This is a genomic window from Neisseria flavescens (assembly GCF_001618065.1).
GTDB classification, from domain to species: domain Bacteria; phylum Pseudomonadota; class Gammaproteobacteria; order Burkholderiales; family Neisseriaceae; genus Neisseria; species Neisseria flavescens_A.
Genome location: NZ_LAEI01000059.1, coordinates 1 through 17344, shown reverse-complemented (window position 1 = coordinate 17344; position 17344 = coordinate 1). Strand labels below are relative to the sequence as shown.

The window sequence follows — 17344 nt, the reverse complement described above, 5'->3', positions numbered from 1 at the left end:
TGCCCTCCCTATTTAGTATTGAGGGTTTGCGCCATTAATTCGGCCAATGCGTCCAAATCGGCAAACAGTCGGGCTGCACGTTTTTCACCGAAGGCGGTAAAAATTCGTTTGCTGAATTCCTGCATGTTTTGCACCAATGGTGCAGCGGATTCTTTGCCTTGCTCGGTCAGCGACAATAAACGTTCGCGTTTGTCTTGTTCACTTTCGTGAAATGTCAGCAAGCCTTGTTCCGCCAGCGTTTTGCATGTGCTGGAAACGGTTTGCTTGGGCAGGCTCCATTCTTCGCCTATGTATTTTTGAGTGCGGCTGCCTTCGGTGGCTAAGGTATAGAGAACGGCGAAGGTATTGTAGTTGGTGTTTTGCTGTTTAACCCATTGGTCAAATGCGCTGTCTATGTGGCTGATGCGCATACCGAGTTGGTCGATCTGATTCATAAATTGGTCTCAATATTGACTAATTGAATGCGGATTATAGTCATGTTTAGGACTAATTGCAAATAGAAGACCGTCTGAAACAATCATTTTCAGACGGCCTTGAAACCGTTAAAATAATTAATGTAGAAACGATATATTCAAACTACGATAAACCTAATAAAACCATCTTCAGCACATACGCCATGATTCATTTCTTATCTCAAAACATCTCCTCCAAACAAGCCACTGCCATCGGGCTGCTTGCCGTTGCTTTGTGGAGCTTTGTCATTTCTCTGATACGCTCTTTGAGCCTGCATATGGGGGCAGTGGGCGGCGCGGCAATGATGTACACCCTGTCCACCGTATTGATTTGGCTGATTTTCGGCAGGCCGCATTTGCGTAATTACAACCGCGGTTATTTGCTTTGGGCGAGCATTTTTTTTGTCGGTTGCGAACTGTGTTTGTCGTTGTCGGTCGGTTTTGCTCAAAATGCCCGACAGACGGTTGAGATCGGCATGGTCAATTATTTGTGGCCGACGTTTACTATTTTAGGCGCGGTTTGTTTCAACGGGCAGCCGGCAAAATGGTGGATAGGCATAGGCTTTGTATTGTCGTTTTTCGGGATTGCCACGGTATTGGGTGGTGACGGCGGATTGTCGCTTTCGGGGATTTATCACAATGTCCGCACCAATCCTGCCGGTTATATGATGGCATTGGCCGATGCACTTTTTTGGGCGGCATATTGCACGCTGACGGCGCGCGTGAAGGCGGAAGGAAGCAGCGTGGGCTTTTTCTTTATGCTGGTGTCGCTGCTTTTGTGGGCGGAATATTTTATCGGCGGGACACACAGTCTGAATTTCGATGCGGAGTCCGTCGGCTATGCCCTGGCCGCCGCGTCTTGCATGGGTTTGGGCTATGCGGTTTGGAACATCGGTATTTCGCGCGGGAACATGACGGTATTGGCGGGCGCATCTTATTTTATCCCTGTGTTTTCCGCGCTGGTATCTTCGTTTGTCATCAGTGCGCCGTTGTCTGTGCAGTTTTGGCAGGGGGCAGGGATGGTGTGCGCAGGTTCGGTCGTTTGCTGGTTGGCTACGCGCCGAAAATCGATATAACAAAAATATCTTTTTTAACAACCAAACATTCTTTCCCATTTTCAGACGGCCTGTTTAAAGTAGAGTCCAGTTTGAGAAATCACGAGAAATAGGAAAGAACCATGACCGCAACTACCGCCCCGCTTTTGCGCTTCATCACCGCCGGCAGCGTCGATGACGGCAAATCCACCCTCATCGGCCGCCTGCTCTACGACAGCAAAACCCTGCTGACAGACCAGCTCGACAAACTCAACCGCGCCGCCGAAAACGGAGAAACGCCCGACTTCGCCAGCCTGACAGACGGCCTTGCCGCCGAGCGCGAACAAGGCATTACCATTGACGTGGCCTATCGTTATTTTGCCACGCCCAAACGCAAATTCATTATTGCCGACACGCCGGGACACGAGCAATACACGCGCAATATGGTTACAGGTGCATCGACTGCCGATGCCGCCATTATTTTGGTCGATGCCACGCGCGTCGATTTTTCCGGCAGCGAACCTGTCCTCCTGCCGCAAACCAAACGCCACAGCGCAATTTTGAAGCTCTTGGGCTGCCCTAACATTATCGTCGCTGTCAACAAACTCGACCTGCTCGACTTTGACGAAGCCAAATATCAAGCCATTACCGAGGCCTATCGCAAACTGGCGGAGCAAATCGGCCTCCAAGCCCAAATCCACTTCCTGCCCATCAGCGCATTAAAAGGCGACAACATCGTCAATGCCAGCAGCCAAACCCCGTGGTATCAAGGTTTGCCGCTTCTGCCTTTGCTTGAAAGCCTGCCCGTCAACCGTCAAAACGCCGCCGACCAAGCCGCGCATTTTCCCGTACAACGCGTGGCGCGCCAAGACGGCAGCAGCAGCGACGACTTCCGCGGTTATCAAGGCAGATTGGAAGCGGGCCGTCTGAAAGTGGGCGATGAAGTCAAAGTCCTGCCCAGCGGCCATGTTGCCAAGGTTGCCGAAATCTACAATGCCAACGGTAAAACCGAATCTGCCGAAGCAGGGGAAGTGTTGACCGTTGTTTTGGATACGGACATCGATATTTCACGCGGTAACAGCATTGTTTCAGCCGACAGCGCCATTGTTCCCGAGCAACAATTCCAAGCCGCGCTTTGCTGGTTTGATGATATTCCGCTCAATCTGCGCCGCAAATATTTGCTGAAACACACGACCCAAACCACGCCCGTAAAAATCAGCGAAATTGCCTACGTTTGGGACGTCAATACCCTCAGCCGGGTCGAATCAGCCGAAACGCTCAAGCTCAACGATATCGGCAGCGTCAGCTTCAAAACCCAGCAGCCGCTTGCCGCTGCCGCATACGAAGACAACCATGCTCAAGGTGCGTTTATTTTGATTGACGAAGCCACCAACCATACCGTCGCGGCAGGCATGATACGCAAAGTCAGCGAAACAAACAGTTTTGAAATTTAAAAGAAAAGTTGCAATAAAAAAAGGCCGTCTGAAGTTTCAGACGGCCTGTTATTTTATCCAAGGCGAAATGCTTATGCGCCGTAAACCGGATATTTATTGCACAAAGCAGTCACTTGTTCGCGGACATTGGCGAGGTTGGCTTCGTCTTCAGGGTTGGCCAATACGTCGGCAACCAAGTTCGCCAATACGCGCGCGTCGGCTTCGTTAAAGCCGCGTGTGGTCATGGCGGCGGAGCCGATGCGGATGCCGGAGGTAACAAATGGTTTTTCCGGATCGTTCGGGATGGCGTTTTTGTTGACGGTGATGTGTGCTTTGCCCAAAGCGGCTTCAGCAGCTTTGCCGGTGATTTTCATCGGTTGCAGGTCAACGAGGAAAACGTGGCTTTCAGTACGGCCGGAAACGATGCGCAAACCGCGTTTAACCAACTCTTCCGCCATAGCGGCAGCATTGATTTTCACTTGTTTTGCGTATTGTTTGAACTCAGGTTGCAACGCTTCTTTAAACGCCACGGCTTTGGCAGCGATAACGTGCATCAACGGACCACCTTGCAGGCTTGGAAAGATGGCGGAATTCAACGCTTTTTCGTGGGTATTGTCACGGCACAAAATTACACCGCCGCGAGGACCGCGCAGGGTTTTGTGGGTGGTGGTGGTTACGAAGTCGCAGAATGGCACCGGGTTAGGATATTCGCCACCGGCAATCAGTCCGGCATAGTGCGCCATATCGACAAAGAGGTATGCGCCGACTTTATCGGCGATTTCGCGGAATTTTGCCCAGTCGATTTGCAACGCGTAGGCAGACGCACCGGCCACAATCATTTTAGGTTTGTGTTCAAGCGCCAAGCGTTCTACTTCGGCATAATCGAGAACTTCGTTTTCATCCAAACCATAAGTAATGGCGTTGTAGAGTTTGCCGGAGATGTTAACGCTTGCGCCGTGGGTCAAGTGGCCGCCGTGTGCCAGAGACATGCCCAAAATGGTGTCGCCCGGTTTCAAAACAGAAGCGTACACGGCTTGGTTGGCTTGGGAGCCGGAGTGCGGTTGGACATTGACATATTCTGCACCGAACAACTCTTTAGCGCGATCAATCGCCAATTGTTCAACAATATCAACGTATTCGCAGCCGCCGTAGTAGCGTTTGCCCGGATAACCTTCGGCGTATTTGTTGGTCAATTGCGAACCTTGGGCTTCCATTACGGCGCAGCTGACGTAGTTTTCAGAGGCGATCAGCTCGACGTGGTCTTGCTGGCGCTTGTCTTCTTGGGCGATGGCTGCTGCCAAATCGGGGTCATATTGTGCGAGGGTAACGCTTTTTGAAAACATGTTCTCGATTCCTTTGTGATGGGCTAAAAATATAGGATGGAGTGCTGCGAGTTGGTTCAAGATGAACTATTTTTCTTGCATTGTCAACAATTGTGTCGGGTGTTTGGTTTCAGACGGCCTGAGATTGAAGGGTTTATTTGAAAATATCATCTTGTTTTAAATGAAAATCCATTTTTTCCAGAAGCGCGGCTAAGTCGGCTTCTGCTTGGGCAGCCTTAAGATTTTTTGCCAGTTCTACTAAGGCTACTGCATTTAATCGTTCTTTCTCCAGCCGTAGAGCTTCTTCGCTGAAGATTTTGATATTGTCTGCCAATTCGGCGGTATCTATTTTTTCAAATGGATAAAATGATTCTTCGTGCACGGCCAAACCGTCGGGCAAAGGGGCAGCATGGTTGAAATCGGCATCATTGACCGGCATCCATGAAGGATGGTTTTCAAGCAGGATAAATTGTCCGTCCATGCCGTTGATATGACGGAATAGGGTGGTTCGGCCATTGTGTAAACGCATAAGCCCGATTGTATGCCCAAGTCGGCAAACCGTCTAGAAACCTGTTTCTTTCCATTGGGATGATGGCTAATGGTGATATTATTAATTTTGACATAAAACAGTTTCGGCTTAAAAAAGACTGGATAAAACGCCCGTGTTTGTTATAATGAAGCTAAAGATTAATTCGTCCTAGTTTTTGGCAGCAGTACTTTTTTATTTAATTAACAAGAGAGGAAAACAAAATGTTTCCAGAATATCGCGATCTGATTTCTAAACTGAAACAAGAGGATGCACACTTTGCCCGTTTGTTTGAGGAGCACAATGAGCTGGACGATAAAATTACCGGTTTGGTGAATAACGTGGTAACCAGCGGCGCCGAAGAAATCGAGGAGCTGAAAAAAGCCAAACTCAAACTCAAAGACGAATTGTATGCCCTTTTGCAAAAAGCAGCAGGCAAATAATTAAAATTTGAATAAGGCCGTCTGAACGGTATGATGGAAATCTCAGATTCCCTTTCATGCCGGTTCAGACGGCCTTTTTAATTATTAGGCATTTGGTTATTTTTATTAGCTTAATTTAACGAATAATTGTAAATCACTCTTAATTGCATTGAAAACTCTGTTAAGTTTATTTAAAATCTCGAATAATTTTTATTTTGATTTTAAACAAACAAAACCAAGAGAAACAATGCAATGAAAACATTCACACTCGCCATTTTGCCTTTGGCGTTAATCAGCGCATTCTCACACGCAGCTGAAGAGAAAGCAGTTGAACAGGCTGAAGTCGATACCGTTTACGTTACTGCTGAGAAGCAACTGCAACAGTCGCTTGGCGTATCGCGTATTTCTAAAGACGATATCGACAAGCGTCCGGCCGTCAACGATATTTCCGAATTTGTCCGCACCATGCCGGGTGTCAACCTGACCGGCAATACAGCAACAGGTCAGCGTGGCAACAAACGCCAAATCGACTTGCGCGGTATGGGCCCTGAAAACACATTGATTCTGATTGACGGCAAGCCGGTTAATTCGCGCCAGTCCGAACGTATCAGTATGCGCGGTGAACGCAATACGCGTGGCGATAGCAACTGGGTACCGGTTGAAGAAATCGAATCCATTACCGTTTTGCGCGGTCCGGCGGCGACCCGTTACGGCTCCGGCGCGATGGGCGGCGTGGTCAATATTGTTACCAAAAAAGTGTCTAAGGAATTTAAAGGCCAAGTCAATCTTTACGCCAATCAGCCGCAAGACAGCAAAGAGGGCGCAACCCGCCGTATCGGATTCAATTTGAGCGGTCCAATTATCCAAGATACTTTGGGCTTCCGCATTTACGGCAATTTGAATAAAACGGATGCAGATGCTGCCGATATTAATACTGGACACGGCAATGACAGCGCGGCCGGTGTCGAAGGCGTACGCAATAAGGACATTGCAGGCCGTCTGCAATGGAAAATCAGCCCAGCGCAAACGCTGATTTTGGACAGCAGTTACAGCCGTCAGGGCAATATCTACAACGGCGATACGCAAAACAGCAATCCGCCAGTACGCGATAAAGTAGCGCTATATAATGGTCTGGTTAACTCTAAGGCTGAAACCGCCCGCTTATATCGTTCTGCTTTCTCGCTTACTCATGATGGCGCATGGGAATGGGGCGATACCAAAAACGTGATCAGTTATGAGCGTACAGTCAACAGCCACTTGCCTGAAGGTTTGGCCGGCGGTCCGGAAGGCAGCTATACAGGCTTGGATTTTGTTCAAAGCCGTCTGAAAAACCTGCGCCTCAGCAGCGAAGCGAATATTCCGTTTAAACTTGGAGTCGATAATGTATTGACGGTCGGTGCAGAATTTACTGACAGCAAATTGGACGATCCTGCCTCCAATACTCAGGGATTTGAAGACCAAGGTAAAACCGATGTGTTTAACGGTATCTCCGCAACGCGCGGCGGCAAGGCTTCGCAACGCAACTGGGCTGCCTACGTTGAAGACAATATTTCGTTGACCGACAAAACCCATCTGATTCCGGCCATCCGCTTCGACCACAACAGCGATAGCGGCAGCAACTGGAGTCCGGCTTTGAACTTCTCGCATCAAATCGGCGAAAACTGGTTGGTTAAAGGCGGTATTGCCCGTGCGTACAAAGCGCCAAACCTGTATCAAACCAATCCTGACTTTATCCTGTACACACGCGGTCAGGGCTGTCCGCTCAATGCGCCGAACAAAGTCCGTTGCTATTACATGGGCAACAGCAATTTGAAATCTGAAACCAGTATCAATAAAGAGATTGGTCTTGAGTTCAACAAAAACGGCTGGCAGGCTTCCGCGACTTATTTCCATAATGCGTACCGCAACAAAATCGTGATTGGTGAAAATATCATTGCCACCAGCGATATCGGCAACTGGCTTTTGCAATGGGAAAATACGCCGAAAGCGACTATTTCGGGTATCGAAGGTAACTTGGTGATTCCGTTGCATGACACACTCAAGTGGAGCAACAATTTCACTTATATGCACAAATCTGAAGATTATCAAGGCAATCCATTGTCTTTGGTGCCGAAACATACCATCAACAGCACATTGTCTTGGACGCCGAACGAACGTTTTGATGCCAACCTGACCTTTACCCATTACGGCCGCACCAAGCCGCGTGGCGTAGCGATTAATAGACTGGAACGAGACGGTAATCCACGTGCAGGTATCACGCCTTTAACTTCCGAACATAACCAAACGCAAGTCGGCTCTTACGGCATTTGGGGCATCAATGCAGGCTACAACTGGAACAAACGCGTGGCCGTCCGTGGCGGTATCAGCAATCTGTTTGACAAAAAACTGTACCGTACAACTGCCGGCGCACAAACTTATAACGAGCATGGCCGTGCCTTCTACGGCAGTTTGAAAGTATCGTTTTAAGTAGAAGCGTATTAAATCAGGCTGTCTGAAACGGTGTGAAATGAAATCTAAGATTTCTGACACATGGTTTCAGACGGCCTTTTGATTTTTTAAATTTAGAAGTATTTGTTGTTACGGAATTTACTTCACTATTTTAAAAAAGTAAAAGGGCGACATTCGCCGCCCTGAGAATACAAACTGCTTATTCGACCCAAGTCACCATTTCTTCAATCGGTTTGCGTGATTTTTTAGTGATTTCTTTGGCGCGATAGCCGAATGTTGCCGCTACGGATACGCCCCATTCGTTGGCATCAAACAGGCCTTCTGCTGCCAATACTTCGTTCATTTTGTCGTAGTTGAAGCCTTCGATTGGGCAGGAATCGATGCCGATGGCCGCTGCACCTGTAAGCATATTGGCCAAAGCAATATAGGTCTGCTTGCCGCTCCAGTCAAAGAGTGCGCGTTGGTCGTCGGCAATTTTAATGTCGGTTTCTTGGAAGCTTTTGTATCTTGCCAACGCTTTTTCCAGCTGCTCTCCTTGCAGGCCTCTGCGTTCGGCAACACTGCGGAAGAACGGGGTATCGTAACGGGCATTTTTCTTGGCAAGGATAATCACCAGATGGCTGCAGTCGTCCAGTTGGGATTGCATCCCCCAGCTGAAAGGCTTGATTTTCTCACGCAGGGCTTTGTTTTGAATCACCAAGAATTTCCATGGCTCGGAGCCGACAGAGCTGGGCGAGAGGCGGGCAAATTCTAAAATCGCTGCAAAATCTTCTTGGCTGATTTTTTTGTTGGGATCGTAATAACGGGTGGAACAGCGATTTTCGAATACTTGCAGCATTTGTTCGCGTGTAATTTGATTCATCTGGTTTTCCTAATAAATGAAGATGTTATTCCAATATCCGGTTCCTTTTGAGGTATCATTACCGGCATAACCTTAATGAGGAAACAGGCTGGGGCAACACCATGTTAAATCAAACCTGACGGTCAGGCTATCTTTTAATTCTGAATTTCGCAAAAAAATTCGATAAATATCAATATTAATACGAAAAGGCCGTCTGAAACTTTAAACGTTTAAAGTTTCAGACGGCCTTTGATTTCAAATCCTGATTACAGATGAGGATTAATCAGGTTTTCAGGAGAGAGGATGCGGTTGAGCTCTTCTTCGCTCAACAAACCGCGCTCCAGTACGACTTCGCGCACGCCTTTGCCGGTTTGGGCGCAGATTTTGCCGACCAAGTCGCCGTTGTGGTGGCCGATGTACGGATTCAAATAAGTAACCAAACCGATGGAGTTGAAAACGTAGCGTTCGCAGATTTCGCGGTTGACCGTAATGCCTTTGACGCATTTGTCGGCTAGGTTGACCGCGGCGTTGCCCAAGAGGGAAATGGTTTCAAACATACATTGGGCGATGACCGGCTCCATAACGTTCAGCTGCAACTGACCTGCTTCGGCTGCGAAAGTGATGGTGGTGTCGTTGCCGATGACTTTGAAGCAGACTTGGTTGACGACTTCGGGAATCACGGGATTGACTTTGGCTGGCATGATGGAAGAACCGGCCTGCAATTCAGGCAGGTTGATTTCTTTCAAACCGGCACGTGGACCGGAAGAGAGCAGACGCAAGTCGTTACAGATTTTGGAGAGTTTGACGGCTGTGCGTTTCAATGCGCCGTGTACCATCACATATGCGCCGCAGTCGGAGGTCGCTTCGATCAGGTTTTCAGTCAGTTTGCAAGGTAGGCCGCTGACTTCGGAGAGTTTCTCAACGACCAAAGCCGCATAGCCTTTAGGCGTATTCACGCCGGTACCGATGGCGGTGGCGCCGAGGTTGACTTCAAGCAGCAGGGAGCGGGTACGGTCAAGGTTGAGGATTTCTTCTTCCAACAACACTTGGAAAGATTGGAATTCTTGTCCGGCAGTCATCGGCACGGCATCTTGAAGCTGGGTGCGGCCCATTTTCAAAACGTCTTTAAATTCTTCGGCTTTGGCGGCAAAGGCATTTTTCAGGACGGCCAGTTTGTCGAGCAATTCGCCGATGCTGTAATACACGGCAAGGCGGAAGCCGGTAGGGTAGGCATCGTTGGTGGATTGGCTGGCGTTGACATGGTCCATCGGATTGACGATGTCGTAGCGGCCTTTTTCGTATCCCAACACTTCCAGTGCAAGGTTGGCAATGACTTCGTTGGTGTTCATGTTGACCGAAGTACCGGCGCCGCCTTGATAAACGTCGGACGGGAATTGGTCGAGGCAACGGCCTTTGACCAATACTTCGTCGCAGGCTTTTTCAATGGCGGCCGCGATTTCCGGCTTGATGGCACCCAATGCGCCGTTGGCTTGCGCGGTGGCTTTTTTAACCATCACCATGCTGCGGACAAATTGCGGTACGTCGGAAATTTTTTGCGTGGAAATTTTAAAGTTTTCAATGGCGCGCAGCGTGTGGATACCCCAATAAACATCGGCGGGGATTTCGCGGTCGCCCAATAAATCGTGTTCGATTCGTACAGTCATTTCTCTTACCTTCTCGTATAGTTGTGTTGGTGTGCATTATGCGTTCGGAACATTAGCCCAGTTCGGCAAGATTGTCCAGTCGGTAAGGCTTAATCGTCAGGGTGAAAACGTGCCGCTTCGCGCTCTTTCGCAGCTGTCTCTTTATCTTTCAATTTCGCACCCAGTCCCAACATTTTTTCATATTCGGATTGCGGCGTGCCATCCTCTTCCATGCCGAATGCGCTGGCATTGACCCAAAGGGAAAGCAGGGAAACGATGAAGGCGAAAAAACCAACGATATACCAAAACATTTTTTCTTCCTTGTGTGTCTGCGGGTGCAGATTGTTGTGGTTTGTAAAGATGTGAATGTAGCACAAACGCGGTTGGGTTTAAATTCTTCTCCCGCATCCTTTCATTGATTTACCTGTAATTGTTTAGAAAGGAAAAGGCCGTCTGAAAAGTAAGACTTTTCAGACGGCCTCGGAGGCTTTGTCGGGAAGATTTAGCCGCCGCATGCGCCGCAGCAACCGCCTTCGCCATGACCGCCGCGTTTTTCTTCGTTGTTGATAACGGGCAGCTCGGTTTCTTCGGTTTGCTCTTTTTTATCTTCAGGTAAATCGTTTACTTTGATTTTGTTTTCTTCGGACATGATACATCCTTTCAATGGATTGAGGAGTGGAAAGATTCATAAAGATAGCATCTTTAAGCCGATAAACCAAGCAGCACAAAACTGCCTTGTGATAATGCCATGACTTGGAACAATAAATTTGCTTGTAAAAACGTTAAGGCCGTCTGAAAAATCCAAAGAGGAATATTGGTTTTATGGTTTGAAATGGCCGCAGAAAGATTTAAGAATGCTTGATTTGAAGGGATAAACTGACATGGATTTCAAAAAACAATACAATGTTATCATCATCTGGAAACAGCCAATTTATCGGAGCATATATGTATTCATACCATAGCGAACGCCATTTCAGCGACCGCAACAACTGGCTTCGGGCAAGCGTATTGGGTGCCAATGACGGCCTGATTTCCACTGCCTCGCTATTGACGCGCGTAGCCGCAGCCGCACCCGATTTCCAAACCCTGCTGTTGACGGGCGTTTCGGCGCTTATCGGGGGCGCGGTGTCAATGGCGGCGGGGGAGTACGTTTCCGTGTCCAGCCAATCGGATACGGAAAAAGCCGATTTACACAAAGAATGCTACGAATTGGCAAATAATCCTGATGCGGAGTTGGAAGAGCTAACGGAAATTTACCGCCGCCGCGGTTTGTCCGACCCGCTCGCCGCAGAGGTGGCTAAAGCCTTGATGGAACACGATGCACTCGCCGCCCACGCGCGCGACGAAATCGGCATTACCGAAACCTCTGCTGCCCAACCCATGCAGGCCGCGCTGGCTTCTGCCGCTTCATTTTGTGCCGGCGCGATTTTGCCTTTACTGGTCGCGTTGACAGCTTCTACCGCCATTGTTCCGGCCTTGGCAGTTTCCACTTTGTGCGGACTGGCCGGACTGGGCTATGCCTCCGCCAAACTCGGCGGCGCGCCTGTCGTTCCTGCCGTTTTGCGCGTGTGCATATGGGGCGTTGCGGCATTGGTGATAACCGGATTTATTGGAAAACTGGCAGGCGTGGCCGTCTGAATGTAGGGCCTTATATTCTTTTAAACCTGTATCCAGTAAAATTGAAAATTGATTTGATCGCTAAAGGCCGTCTGAAAACTTTTCAGACGGCCTATGGTGCTTGTATTTACTTATTACAAACTGTTTTTTGTCATGACCTATCCGATTCCCAAACCCTGTGAAAAATCCCGTTGGCTCAATCTGTCTCAAGGCTCGCTGCCCTTGGCTTTGGCGCGTTATCTGCCGCATAAGCAGCTCAAGGTTGTCTTGACCCAAGATGCGGAACAGGCGCTACGCCTTCAGACGGCCTGGCTGTTTTTCCGTCCGCACGATACGGCGGTGTTCCTGCCGGACTGGGAAACGCTGCCTTACGAGCGTTTTTCACCGCATCAGGATTTGGTGTCGGAGCGCTTGTCAGCATTGTGGCAGATTAAAAACGGCACTGCGGATGTGTTGTTCGTACCGGTTGCCACGGCAATGCAGAAGCTGCCGCCTGTGCCGTTTCTGGCGGGGCGCACGTTTTGGCTGAAAACAGGGCAGACTTTGGATATAGGCCGTCTGAAAAGTGATTTGGTAGATGCAGGTTATAACCATGTGTCCCATGTTGTTGCGGCAGGAGAGTTTGCCGTGCGCGGCGGCATTGTTGATTTGTTCCCGATGGGTAGTGAGATGCCGTACCGCATCGATTTGTTTGACGATGAAATCGACAGTATCAAAACCTTTGACACTGAAACGCAGCGTACCATTTCCCCCGTTTCCGAAATCCGCCTGCTGCCGGCGCACGAGTTCCCCACCGACAGCGAGGCGCAAAAAATCTTCCGCAGCCGCTTCCGCGAGGAAGTCGATGGCAATCCGAACGATGCCGCTGTGTACAAAGCCGTCAGCAACGGCCATTTCGGTGCGGGCGTGGAATATTACCTGCCGCTGTTTTTTGAAAACGAGCTGGAAACGCTGTTTGACTATATCGGCGAAGATGCGCTGTTTGTCTCTTTGGGCGACGTTTATGCCGAGGCAAACCGTTTTTGGAGCGACGTTAAATCGCGTTATGCCATGGCGCAGGGCGACGAAACCTATCCGCCTTTGCTTCCACAGCATTTGTATCTCTCTGCCGATATTTTTGCAGGCCGTCTGAAAAATTATGGTCAGGTATTGCCGGATATTTTTGGTGATGAACATACGTTGCCAAACTTGGCCGTCAACCGCCAAGCAGATGAACCGTTGCAGGCACTGAAAGATTTTCAGACGGCCTTTGATGGACGGATCTTGCTGTGCGCCGAAAGTTTGGGACGGCGCGAAACCATGCTCGGCTTCTTGCAGCAAAACGGTTTGAAGGCCAAACCTGTGTCCGACTGGCAGGGCTTTTTATCGGCGCACGAGCCGCTGATGATTACAGTGGCGCCGTTGGCTTACGGGTTTAAATTAGAAGATCAAAACATCGCGGTCATTACCGAATCCGATCTTTATCAATATGTTGCCCGCTCGCGCAAACATCATCGTAAGAAACACGCCGCCGTTTCAGACGGCCTGTTGCGCGACCTGGCCGAAATCAATATCGGCGATCCTGTCGTTCACGAAGAACACGGCATCGGCCGATATATGGGCTTGGTCACAATGGACTTGGGTGATGAAACCAACGAAATGATGTTGCTCGAATACGCAGGCGAAGCGCAGCTTTATGTGCCTGTTTCGCAACTGCATTTAATCAGCCGCTACTCTGGCCAGGCGCATGAAAACGTTACTTTGCACAAGCTCGGCAGCGGCGCGTGGAACAAGGCGAAGCGCAAAGCAGCTGAGAAAGCGCGCGACACCGCAGCCGAATTGCTCAACCTTTACGCCCAACGCGCCGCCCAATCAGGACACAAGTTTGAAATCAACGAGATGGACTATCAGGCGTTTGCCGACGGCTTCGGCTACGAGGAAACCGAAGACCAGGCCGCTGCCATCGCCGCTGTGATTAAAGATTTGACGCAGGCGAAACCTATGGACCGCCTCGTGTGCGGCGATGTCGGTTTCGGCAAAACCGAAGTCGCCCTGCGCGCCGCGTTTGTGGCGGTGATGGGTGGCAAACAAGTTGCCGTACTTGCCCCGACCACGCTTCTGGTGGAGCAGCACGCGCAAAATTTCGCCGACCGCTTCGCCGATTTCCCCGTAAAAGTCGCCAGCCTTTCGCGTTTCAACAACAGCAAAGCCACCAAAGCTGCGCTGGAAGGCATGGCGGACGGTACGGTCGATATCGTTATCGGCACGCACAAACTGGTGCAGGATGATATTAAATTCAAAAACTTAGGTTTAGTGATTATCGATGAAGAACACCGCTTCGGCGTGCGCCAAAAAGAGCAGCTCAAACGCCTGCGCGCCAATGTCGATATCCTTACCATGACCGCCACACCGATTCCACGCACCCTCAGCATGGCGCTCGAAGGTCTGCGCGACTTCTCGCTGATTACTACCGCGCCCAGCCGCCGCCTCGCCGTCAAAACCTTTGTCAAACCCTTCAGCGAAGGCAGCGTGCGTGAAGCCGTATTGCGCGAACTCAAACGCGGTGGACAAGTGTTTTTCCTGCACAATGAAGTGGATACGATTGAAAATATGCGTGAGCGGCTGGAAACCCTGTTGCCCGAAGCCCGCATCGGCGTGGCGCATGGACAACTGCGCGAGCGCGAGCTGGAGCAAGTCATGCGCGACTTTTTACAGCAACGATTTAACGTGTTGCTCTGTTCCACCATCATCGAAACCGGCATCGACATCCCCAACGCCAACACCATCATCATCAACCGCGCCGACAAATTCGGACTGGCACAACTGCACCAACTTCGCGGGCGCGTCGGCCGCAGCCACCACCAAGCCTACGCCTACCTGCTCACGCCCGAATACATCACCAAAGACGCAGAAAAACGCCTCGACGCCATCGCCGCGGCAGACGAACTTGGCGCAGGTTTCACCCTCGCCATGCAGGATTTGGAAATCCGCGGCGCAGGCGAAATCCTTGGCGAAGGACAATCCGGCGAAATGATACAGGTCGGCTTCACGCTCTACACCGAAATGCTCAAACAAGCCGTGCGCGACCTCAAAAAAGGCCGCCAGCCCGACCTTGACGCTCCATTGGGCATTACCACCGAAATCAAACTGCACAGCCCGGCATTACTGCCTGAAGACTACTGCCCCGACATCCACGAGCGCCTCGTCCTCTACAAACGCCTCGCCGTCTGCGAAACCGTGCAACAAATCAACGCCATACATGAAGAACTGGTCGACCGCTTCGGCTTGCCCGAACAACCCGTCAAAACCCTCATCGAAAGCCACCACATACGGCTTATGGCAAAAGAATTGGGTATAGACGCCATTGATGCGACCAGCGAAGCGGTAACGGTAACCTTTGGCAAAAACAACAATGTCGATCCAACCGAAATTATCCTGCTGATTCAGAACGACAAAAAATACCGCCTTGCCGGCGCGGATAAGCTGCGATTTACCGCGGAGATGGAAAATATCGAAGTGCGGATTAATACAGTGAAGAACGTATTGAAGACTTTGAAAGAAAGGGTGATGGTGAAATAGAGAGGTTAAAAAAAGGCCGTCTGAAAAATTTTCAGACGGCCTTTCCTTATCCAAAATTTGTAGGTCGGATACTTGTATCCGACAAAATCTCCCGTATTAAGCTGTCGGATTCTAGAATCCGACCTACATCTGCTTGGAAAAACTTTTCATGTAGTAGGCAAAAGATTTATGATGCCGATTGGAACAGCAAGCAACAAATGAAATACCGTTGTGGGCATTTCTGACGTAGTTTGGAACAAAATCTAACATTCATTTTTTTACAGGTCTGTGAAATTTCTAATAATCCAGCGTATGTTTATTTTCAAAGGAAATATTATGCCCGAACTCAAAATTTTTAAAGATGAGCCTAATGATGCCGAATATTTGAAATGGAGAGAGAACAACCCTGATGGTTATATATTAAATATAAACAAAGAAGGCAAACCCATTTCTAAATATCCTATGATACATCGTGTACAAGGAATAAAGAGGAAACCATGTATCAGCAATGAGAATGGTAACTACACTACTGAATCAAACCCTTATTATAAAGTTTGTTCTAATTCCATTCCTGCATTAGAGGCTTATTCTCGGCAGAAATATAATAAACATTTAACCGGATGCGGACATTGTATGGAAGATTACGTCCCCAGCGAATACATTGAAATACCCACTTTTCAGGTAGCCTATCAACAATCTTTGGAAAATGATTTAGATGAACTTAACCAACGCTTAGAAAACGCCACAACCGAAGAAGCCAAAACCGAAATCCAGCGCCTGATTAACGCCCGCATAGGTCAAGGCGAATTCAGAAACGGCGTATTGGAACGGTATCCGCAATGCCCCATCTGCGGCGTGGATATGCCTGAATTGCTGATTGCCAGCCATATCAAACCTTGGCGCGACTGCAAGGATGATGAAGAATGGCAACGGCTTGACCCATACAACGGCTTGATGCTCGCCCCAAACATTGATGCCTTGTTTGATAGTGGGCTGATTACGTTTGAGCCAGATGGCAAAATCCGTATTAGCAAAAGGCTTACTGAAAAAAACCTGTTTCGACTAGGCATCTCAACTGATACAAAATTAAAAATTCACCCTGATAGCGAAAAATACTTTAAGTGGCATCGAGAAGAAATATTTAAGCCCTAACAAGCCGTAGCCCGCATTAAACCTGCAGGTAGGGTGTATACGGTACGCACGCGGGCTTTGAGTGTAAAAAAAGGTCGTCTGAAACATTTTTCCAGTTTTCAGACGACCTTTTGCCAAATATTATCGGCAGCGGCTCAATGCCAACCTTAAACCTGCTCCGATTTCTTCAGGGCTGTTATCCAATGATAAAATTACATCGTCTGCATCAATGGCATCCCACGCTTCCAGCTTGACATGGCGACTCGGGCTGATTTTCAGGCAGCCGTTGTGCAGCCAAATATCTCCGCTCATCATGTTTTTAAATAGTGCACGTCAAACCTACATACAGGGGAGTGTGCGGCACGCATGCATGCTTTAAGTGTGAATACAGAAGCAGTATAAAAAGGTCGTCTGAAAATAGCAAAACTGTCAGATTCAATAATCCACTCTACGGCTAATAAATTGATCAGGAAATGATGATGAAAATTAAGGCAGCATGCTGGGAGTAACAGGCTTGATATTATCCGGCTGCTTTTTCACTGATGAAATTAAGTTGGAAGATATTCGGAATTTTAAAATTACTGTCAATGAAGCTAAGGATAATAGACAGGTTCATTTGACAGGCTTATTAGGCAATAGTGCAATGGGTATTTCAGATATCAAAACAACTAGCCGCAACGATGAGCTGAATATTACTTTATTTCAAAAATTAGCAGGTTCGGAATACTCAGGAACATTAGATAAAGAAATTGCTCTTGAAAGCAATATCAAGAAGATTACTTATGGTTCTAAACACGAGATGATATGGCAAGAGACCTTTGCAAAATTCCCCAAAATCCCCTAAATTCCCACCAAGACATTTAGGGGATTTTCCATGACCACCTTCTTTCAACAAACCGCCCAAGCCATGATCGCCAAACACATCGACCGTTTCCCAC

15 protein-coding genes and 1 pseudogene are annotated in these 17344 nt (G+C 48.8%); 8 read left to right on the top strand and 8 right to left on the bottom strand.

What is annotated here, in order from left to right; translation table 11 throughout:
- Positions 1-8 precede the first annotated feature (8 nt).
- Positions 9-434, bottom strand: coding sequence for a MarR family winged helix-turn-helix transcriptional regulator (locus tag TW89_RS09335; RefSeq protein WP_128581265.1), 426 nt, complete (start codon positions 432-434; stop codon positions 9-11).
- Positions 435-616: 182 nt separating this feature from the next.
- On the opposite strand from TW89_RS09335, the gene yddG reads away from it, so the two are divergent.
- Together yddG and TW89_RS09325 are read left to right on the top strand one after the other, a co-directional pair.
- On the top strand, positions 617-1528 hold the full coding sequence (yddG, locus tag TW89_RS09330; protein WP_128581264.1) for an aromatic amino acid DMT transporter YddG: 912 nt from the start codon (positions 617-619) through the stop codon (positions 1526-1528).
- A gap of 101 nt (positions 1529-1629) precedes the next feature.
- A complete protein-coding gene (locus tag TW89_RS09325; RefSeq protein ID WP_128581263.1) occupies positions 1630-2940 on the top strand; it encodes a sulfate adenylyltransferase subunit 1 in 1311 nt (436 codons plus the stop codon).
- Positions 2941-3011: 71 nt separating this feature from the next.
- Here TW89_RS09325 and glyA read toward each other — a convergent pair whose 3' ends face one another.
- Positions 3012-4262 (bottom strand): serine hydroxymethyltransferase, encoded by a 1251-nt coding sequence (gene glyA / locus TW89_RS09320; protein WP_128581262.1) that lies wholly within the window; start codon positions 4260-4262, stop codon positions 3012-3014.
- A gap of 133 nt (positions 4263-4395) precedes the next feature.
- Entirely contained in the window at positions 4396-4770 is a 375-nt protein-coding gene (locus tag TW89_RS09315) for a hypothetical protein (RefSeq protein ID WP_128581261.1), read from the bottom strand.
- A 221-nt stretch (positions 4771-4991) separates the two neighbouring features.
- Here TW89_RS09315 and TW89_RS09310 point away from each other — a divergent pair, with 221 nt between their 5' ends.
- Entirely contained in the window at positions 4992-5210 is a 219-nt protein-coding gene (locus TW89_RS09310; protein WP_003746288.1) for a YdcH family protein, read from the top strand.
- A gap of 231 nt (positions 5211-5441) precedes the next feature.
- Complete coding sequence (locus TW89_RS09305; RefSeq protein WP_128581260.1) at positions 5442-7655, top strand: FepA family TonB-dependent siderophore receptor; 2214 nt, start codon at positions 5442-5444, stop codon at positions 7653-7655.
- Positions 7656-7836: 181 nt separating this feature from the next.
- Here TW89_RS09305 and TW89_RS09300 read toward each other — a convergent pair whose 3' ends face one another.
- From TW89_RS09300 to TW89_RS11760, 4 genes are all read right to left on the bottom strand, one after another.
- Entirely contained in the window at positions 7837-8499 is a 663-nt protein-coding gene (locus tag TW89_RS09300) for an NAD(P)H-dependent oxidoreductase (protein WP_070646137.1), read from the bottom strand.
- 245 nt (positions 8500-8744) lie between these two features.
- Complete coding sequence (gene aspA / locus TW89_RS09295) at positions 8745-10142, bottom strand: aspartate ammonia-lyase (protein WP_128581259.1); 1398 nt, start codon at positions 10140-10142, stop codon at positions 8745-8747.
- Between the two features lie 89 nt (positions 10143-10231).
- Positions 10232-10432 carry a hypothetical protein gene (locus tag TW89_RS09290; protein WP_003746297.1) on the bottom strand — a complete coding sequence of 67 codons (201 nt, stop codon included), beginning with the start codon at positions 10430-10432 and terminating at the stop codon, positions 10232-10234.
- Between the two features lie 191 nt (positions 10433-10623).
- The gene (locus TW89_RS11760; protein WP_164836719.1) at positions 10624-10770 is read right to left on the bottom strand and encodes a hypothetical protein; all 147 of its coding nucleotides are present in this window, start codon (positions 10768-10770) and stop codon (positions 10624-10626) included.
- Positions 10771-11066: 296 nt separating this feature from the next.
- Between TW89_RS11760 and TW89_RS09285 the strand changes: the two genes are divergently transcribed.
- From TW89_RS09285 to TW89_RS09275, 3 genes are all read left to right on the top strand, one after another.
- Positions 11067-11759 carry a VIT1/CCC1 transporter family protein gene (locus TW89_RS09285; protein ID WP_128581258.1) on the top strand — a complete coding sequence of 231 codons (693 nt, stop codon included), beginning with the start codon at positions 11067-11069 and terminating at the stop codon, positions 11757-11759.
- Between the two features lie 132 nt (positions 11760-11891).
- Positions 11892-15296: a transcription-repair coupling factor gene (mfd, locus tag TW89_RS09280; protein ID WP_128581285.1), complete on the top strand. Its 3405-nt coding sequence runs from the start codon at positions 11892-11894 to the stop codon at positions 15294-15296.
- Between the two features lie 315 nt (positions 15297-15611).
- Complete coding sequence (locus tag TW89_RS09275; RefSeq protein WP_128581257.1) at positions 15612-16427, top strand: HNH endonuclease; 816 nt, start codon at positions 15612-15614, stop codon at positions 16425-16427.
- Positions 16428-16547: 120 nt separating this feature from the next.
- On the opposite strand, the pseudogene TW89_RS09270 reads toward TW89_RS09275, so the two are convergent.
- Positions 16548-16739 (bottom strand): annotated as a pseudogene (locus TW89_RS09270) (contact-dependent growth inhibition system immunity protein); the annotation flags it as partial.
- A 163-nt stretch (positions 16740-16902) separates the two neighbouring features.
- Here TW89_RS09270 and TW89_RS09265 point away from each other — a divergent pair.
- Entirely contained in the window at positions 16903-17250 is a 348-nt protein-coding gene (locus tag TW89_RS09265) for a hypothetical protein (RefSeq protein ID WP_128581256.1), read from the top strand.
- Positions 17251-17344: the final 94 nt, after the last annotated feature.

Coding starts and splice junctions, on each gene's coding strand:
- TW89_RS09335 (WP_128581265.1), bottom strand. CDS start 434: ATGAATCAGATCGACCAACTCGGTATGCGCATCAGCCACATAGACAGC.
- yddG (WP_128581264.1), top strand. CDS start 617: ATGATTCATTTCTTATCTCAAAACATCTCCTCCAAACAAGCCACTGCC.
- TW89_RS09325 (WP_128581263.1), top strand. CDS start 1,630: ATGACCGCAACTACCGCCCCGCTTTTGCGCTTCATCACCGCCGGCAGC.
- glyA (WP_128581262.1), bottom strand. CDS start 4,262: ATGTTTTCAAAAAGCGTTACCCTCGCACAATATGACCCCGATTTGGCA.
- TW89_RS09315 (WP_128581261.1), bottom strand. CDS start 4,770: ATGCGTTTACACAATGGCCGAACCACCCTATTCCGTCATATCAACGGC.
- TW89_RS09310 (WP_003746288.1), top strand. CDS start 4,992: ATGTTTCCAGAATATCGCGATCTGATTTCTAAACTGAAACAAGAGGAT.
- TW89_RS09305 (WP_128581260.1), top strand. CDS start 5,442: ATGAAAACATTCACACTCGCCATTTTGCCTTTGGCGTTAATCAGCGCA.
- TW89_RS09300 (WP_070646137.1), bottom strand. CDS start 8,499: ATGAATCAAATTACACGCGAACAAATGCTGCAAGTATTCGAAAATCGC.
- aspA (WP_128581259.1), bottom strand. CDS start 10,142: ATGACTGTACGAATCGAACACGATTTATTGGGCGACCGCGAAATCCCC.
- TW89_RS09290 (WP_003746297.1), bottom strand. CDS start 10,432: ATGTTTTGGTATATCGTTGGTTTTTTCGCCTTCATCGTTTCCCTGCTT.
- TW89_RS11760 (WP_164836719.1), bottom strand. CDS start 10,770: ATGTCCGAAGAAAACAAAATCAAAGTAAACGATTTACCTGAAGATAAA.
- TW89_RS09285 (WP_128581258.1), top strand. CDS start 11,067: ATGTATTCATACCATAGCGAACGCCATTTCAGCGACCGCAACAACTGG.
- mfd (WP_128581285.1), top strand. CDS start 11,892: ATGACCTATCCGATTCCCAAACCCTGTGAAAAATCCCGTTGGCTCAAT.
- TW89_RS09275 (WP_128581257.1), top strand. CDS start 15,612: ATGCCCGAACTCAAAATTTTTAAAGATGAGCCTAATGATGCCGAATAT.
- TW89_RS09265 (WP_128581256.1), top strand. CDS start 16,903: ATGCTGGGAGTAACAGGCTTGATATTATCCGGCTGCTTTTTCACTGAT.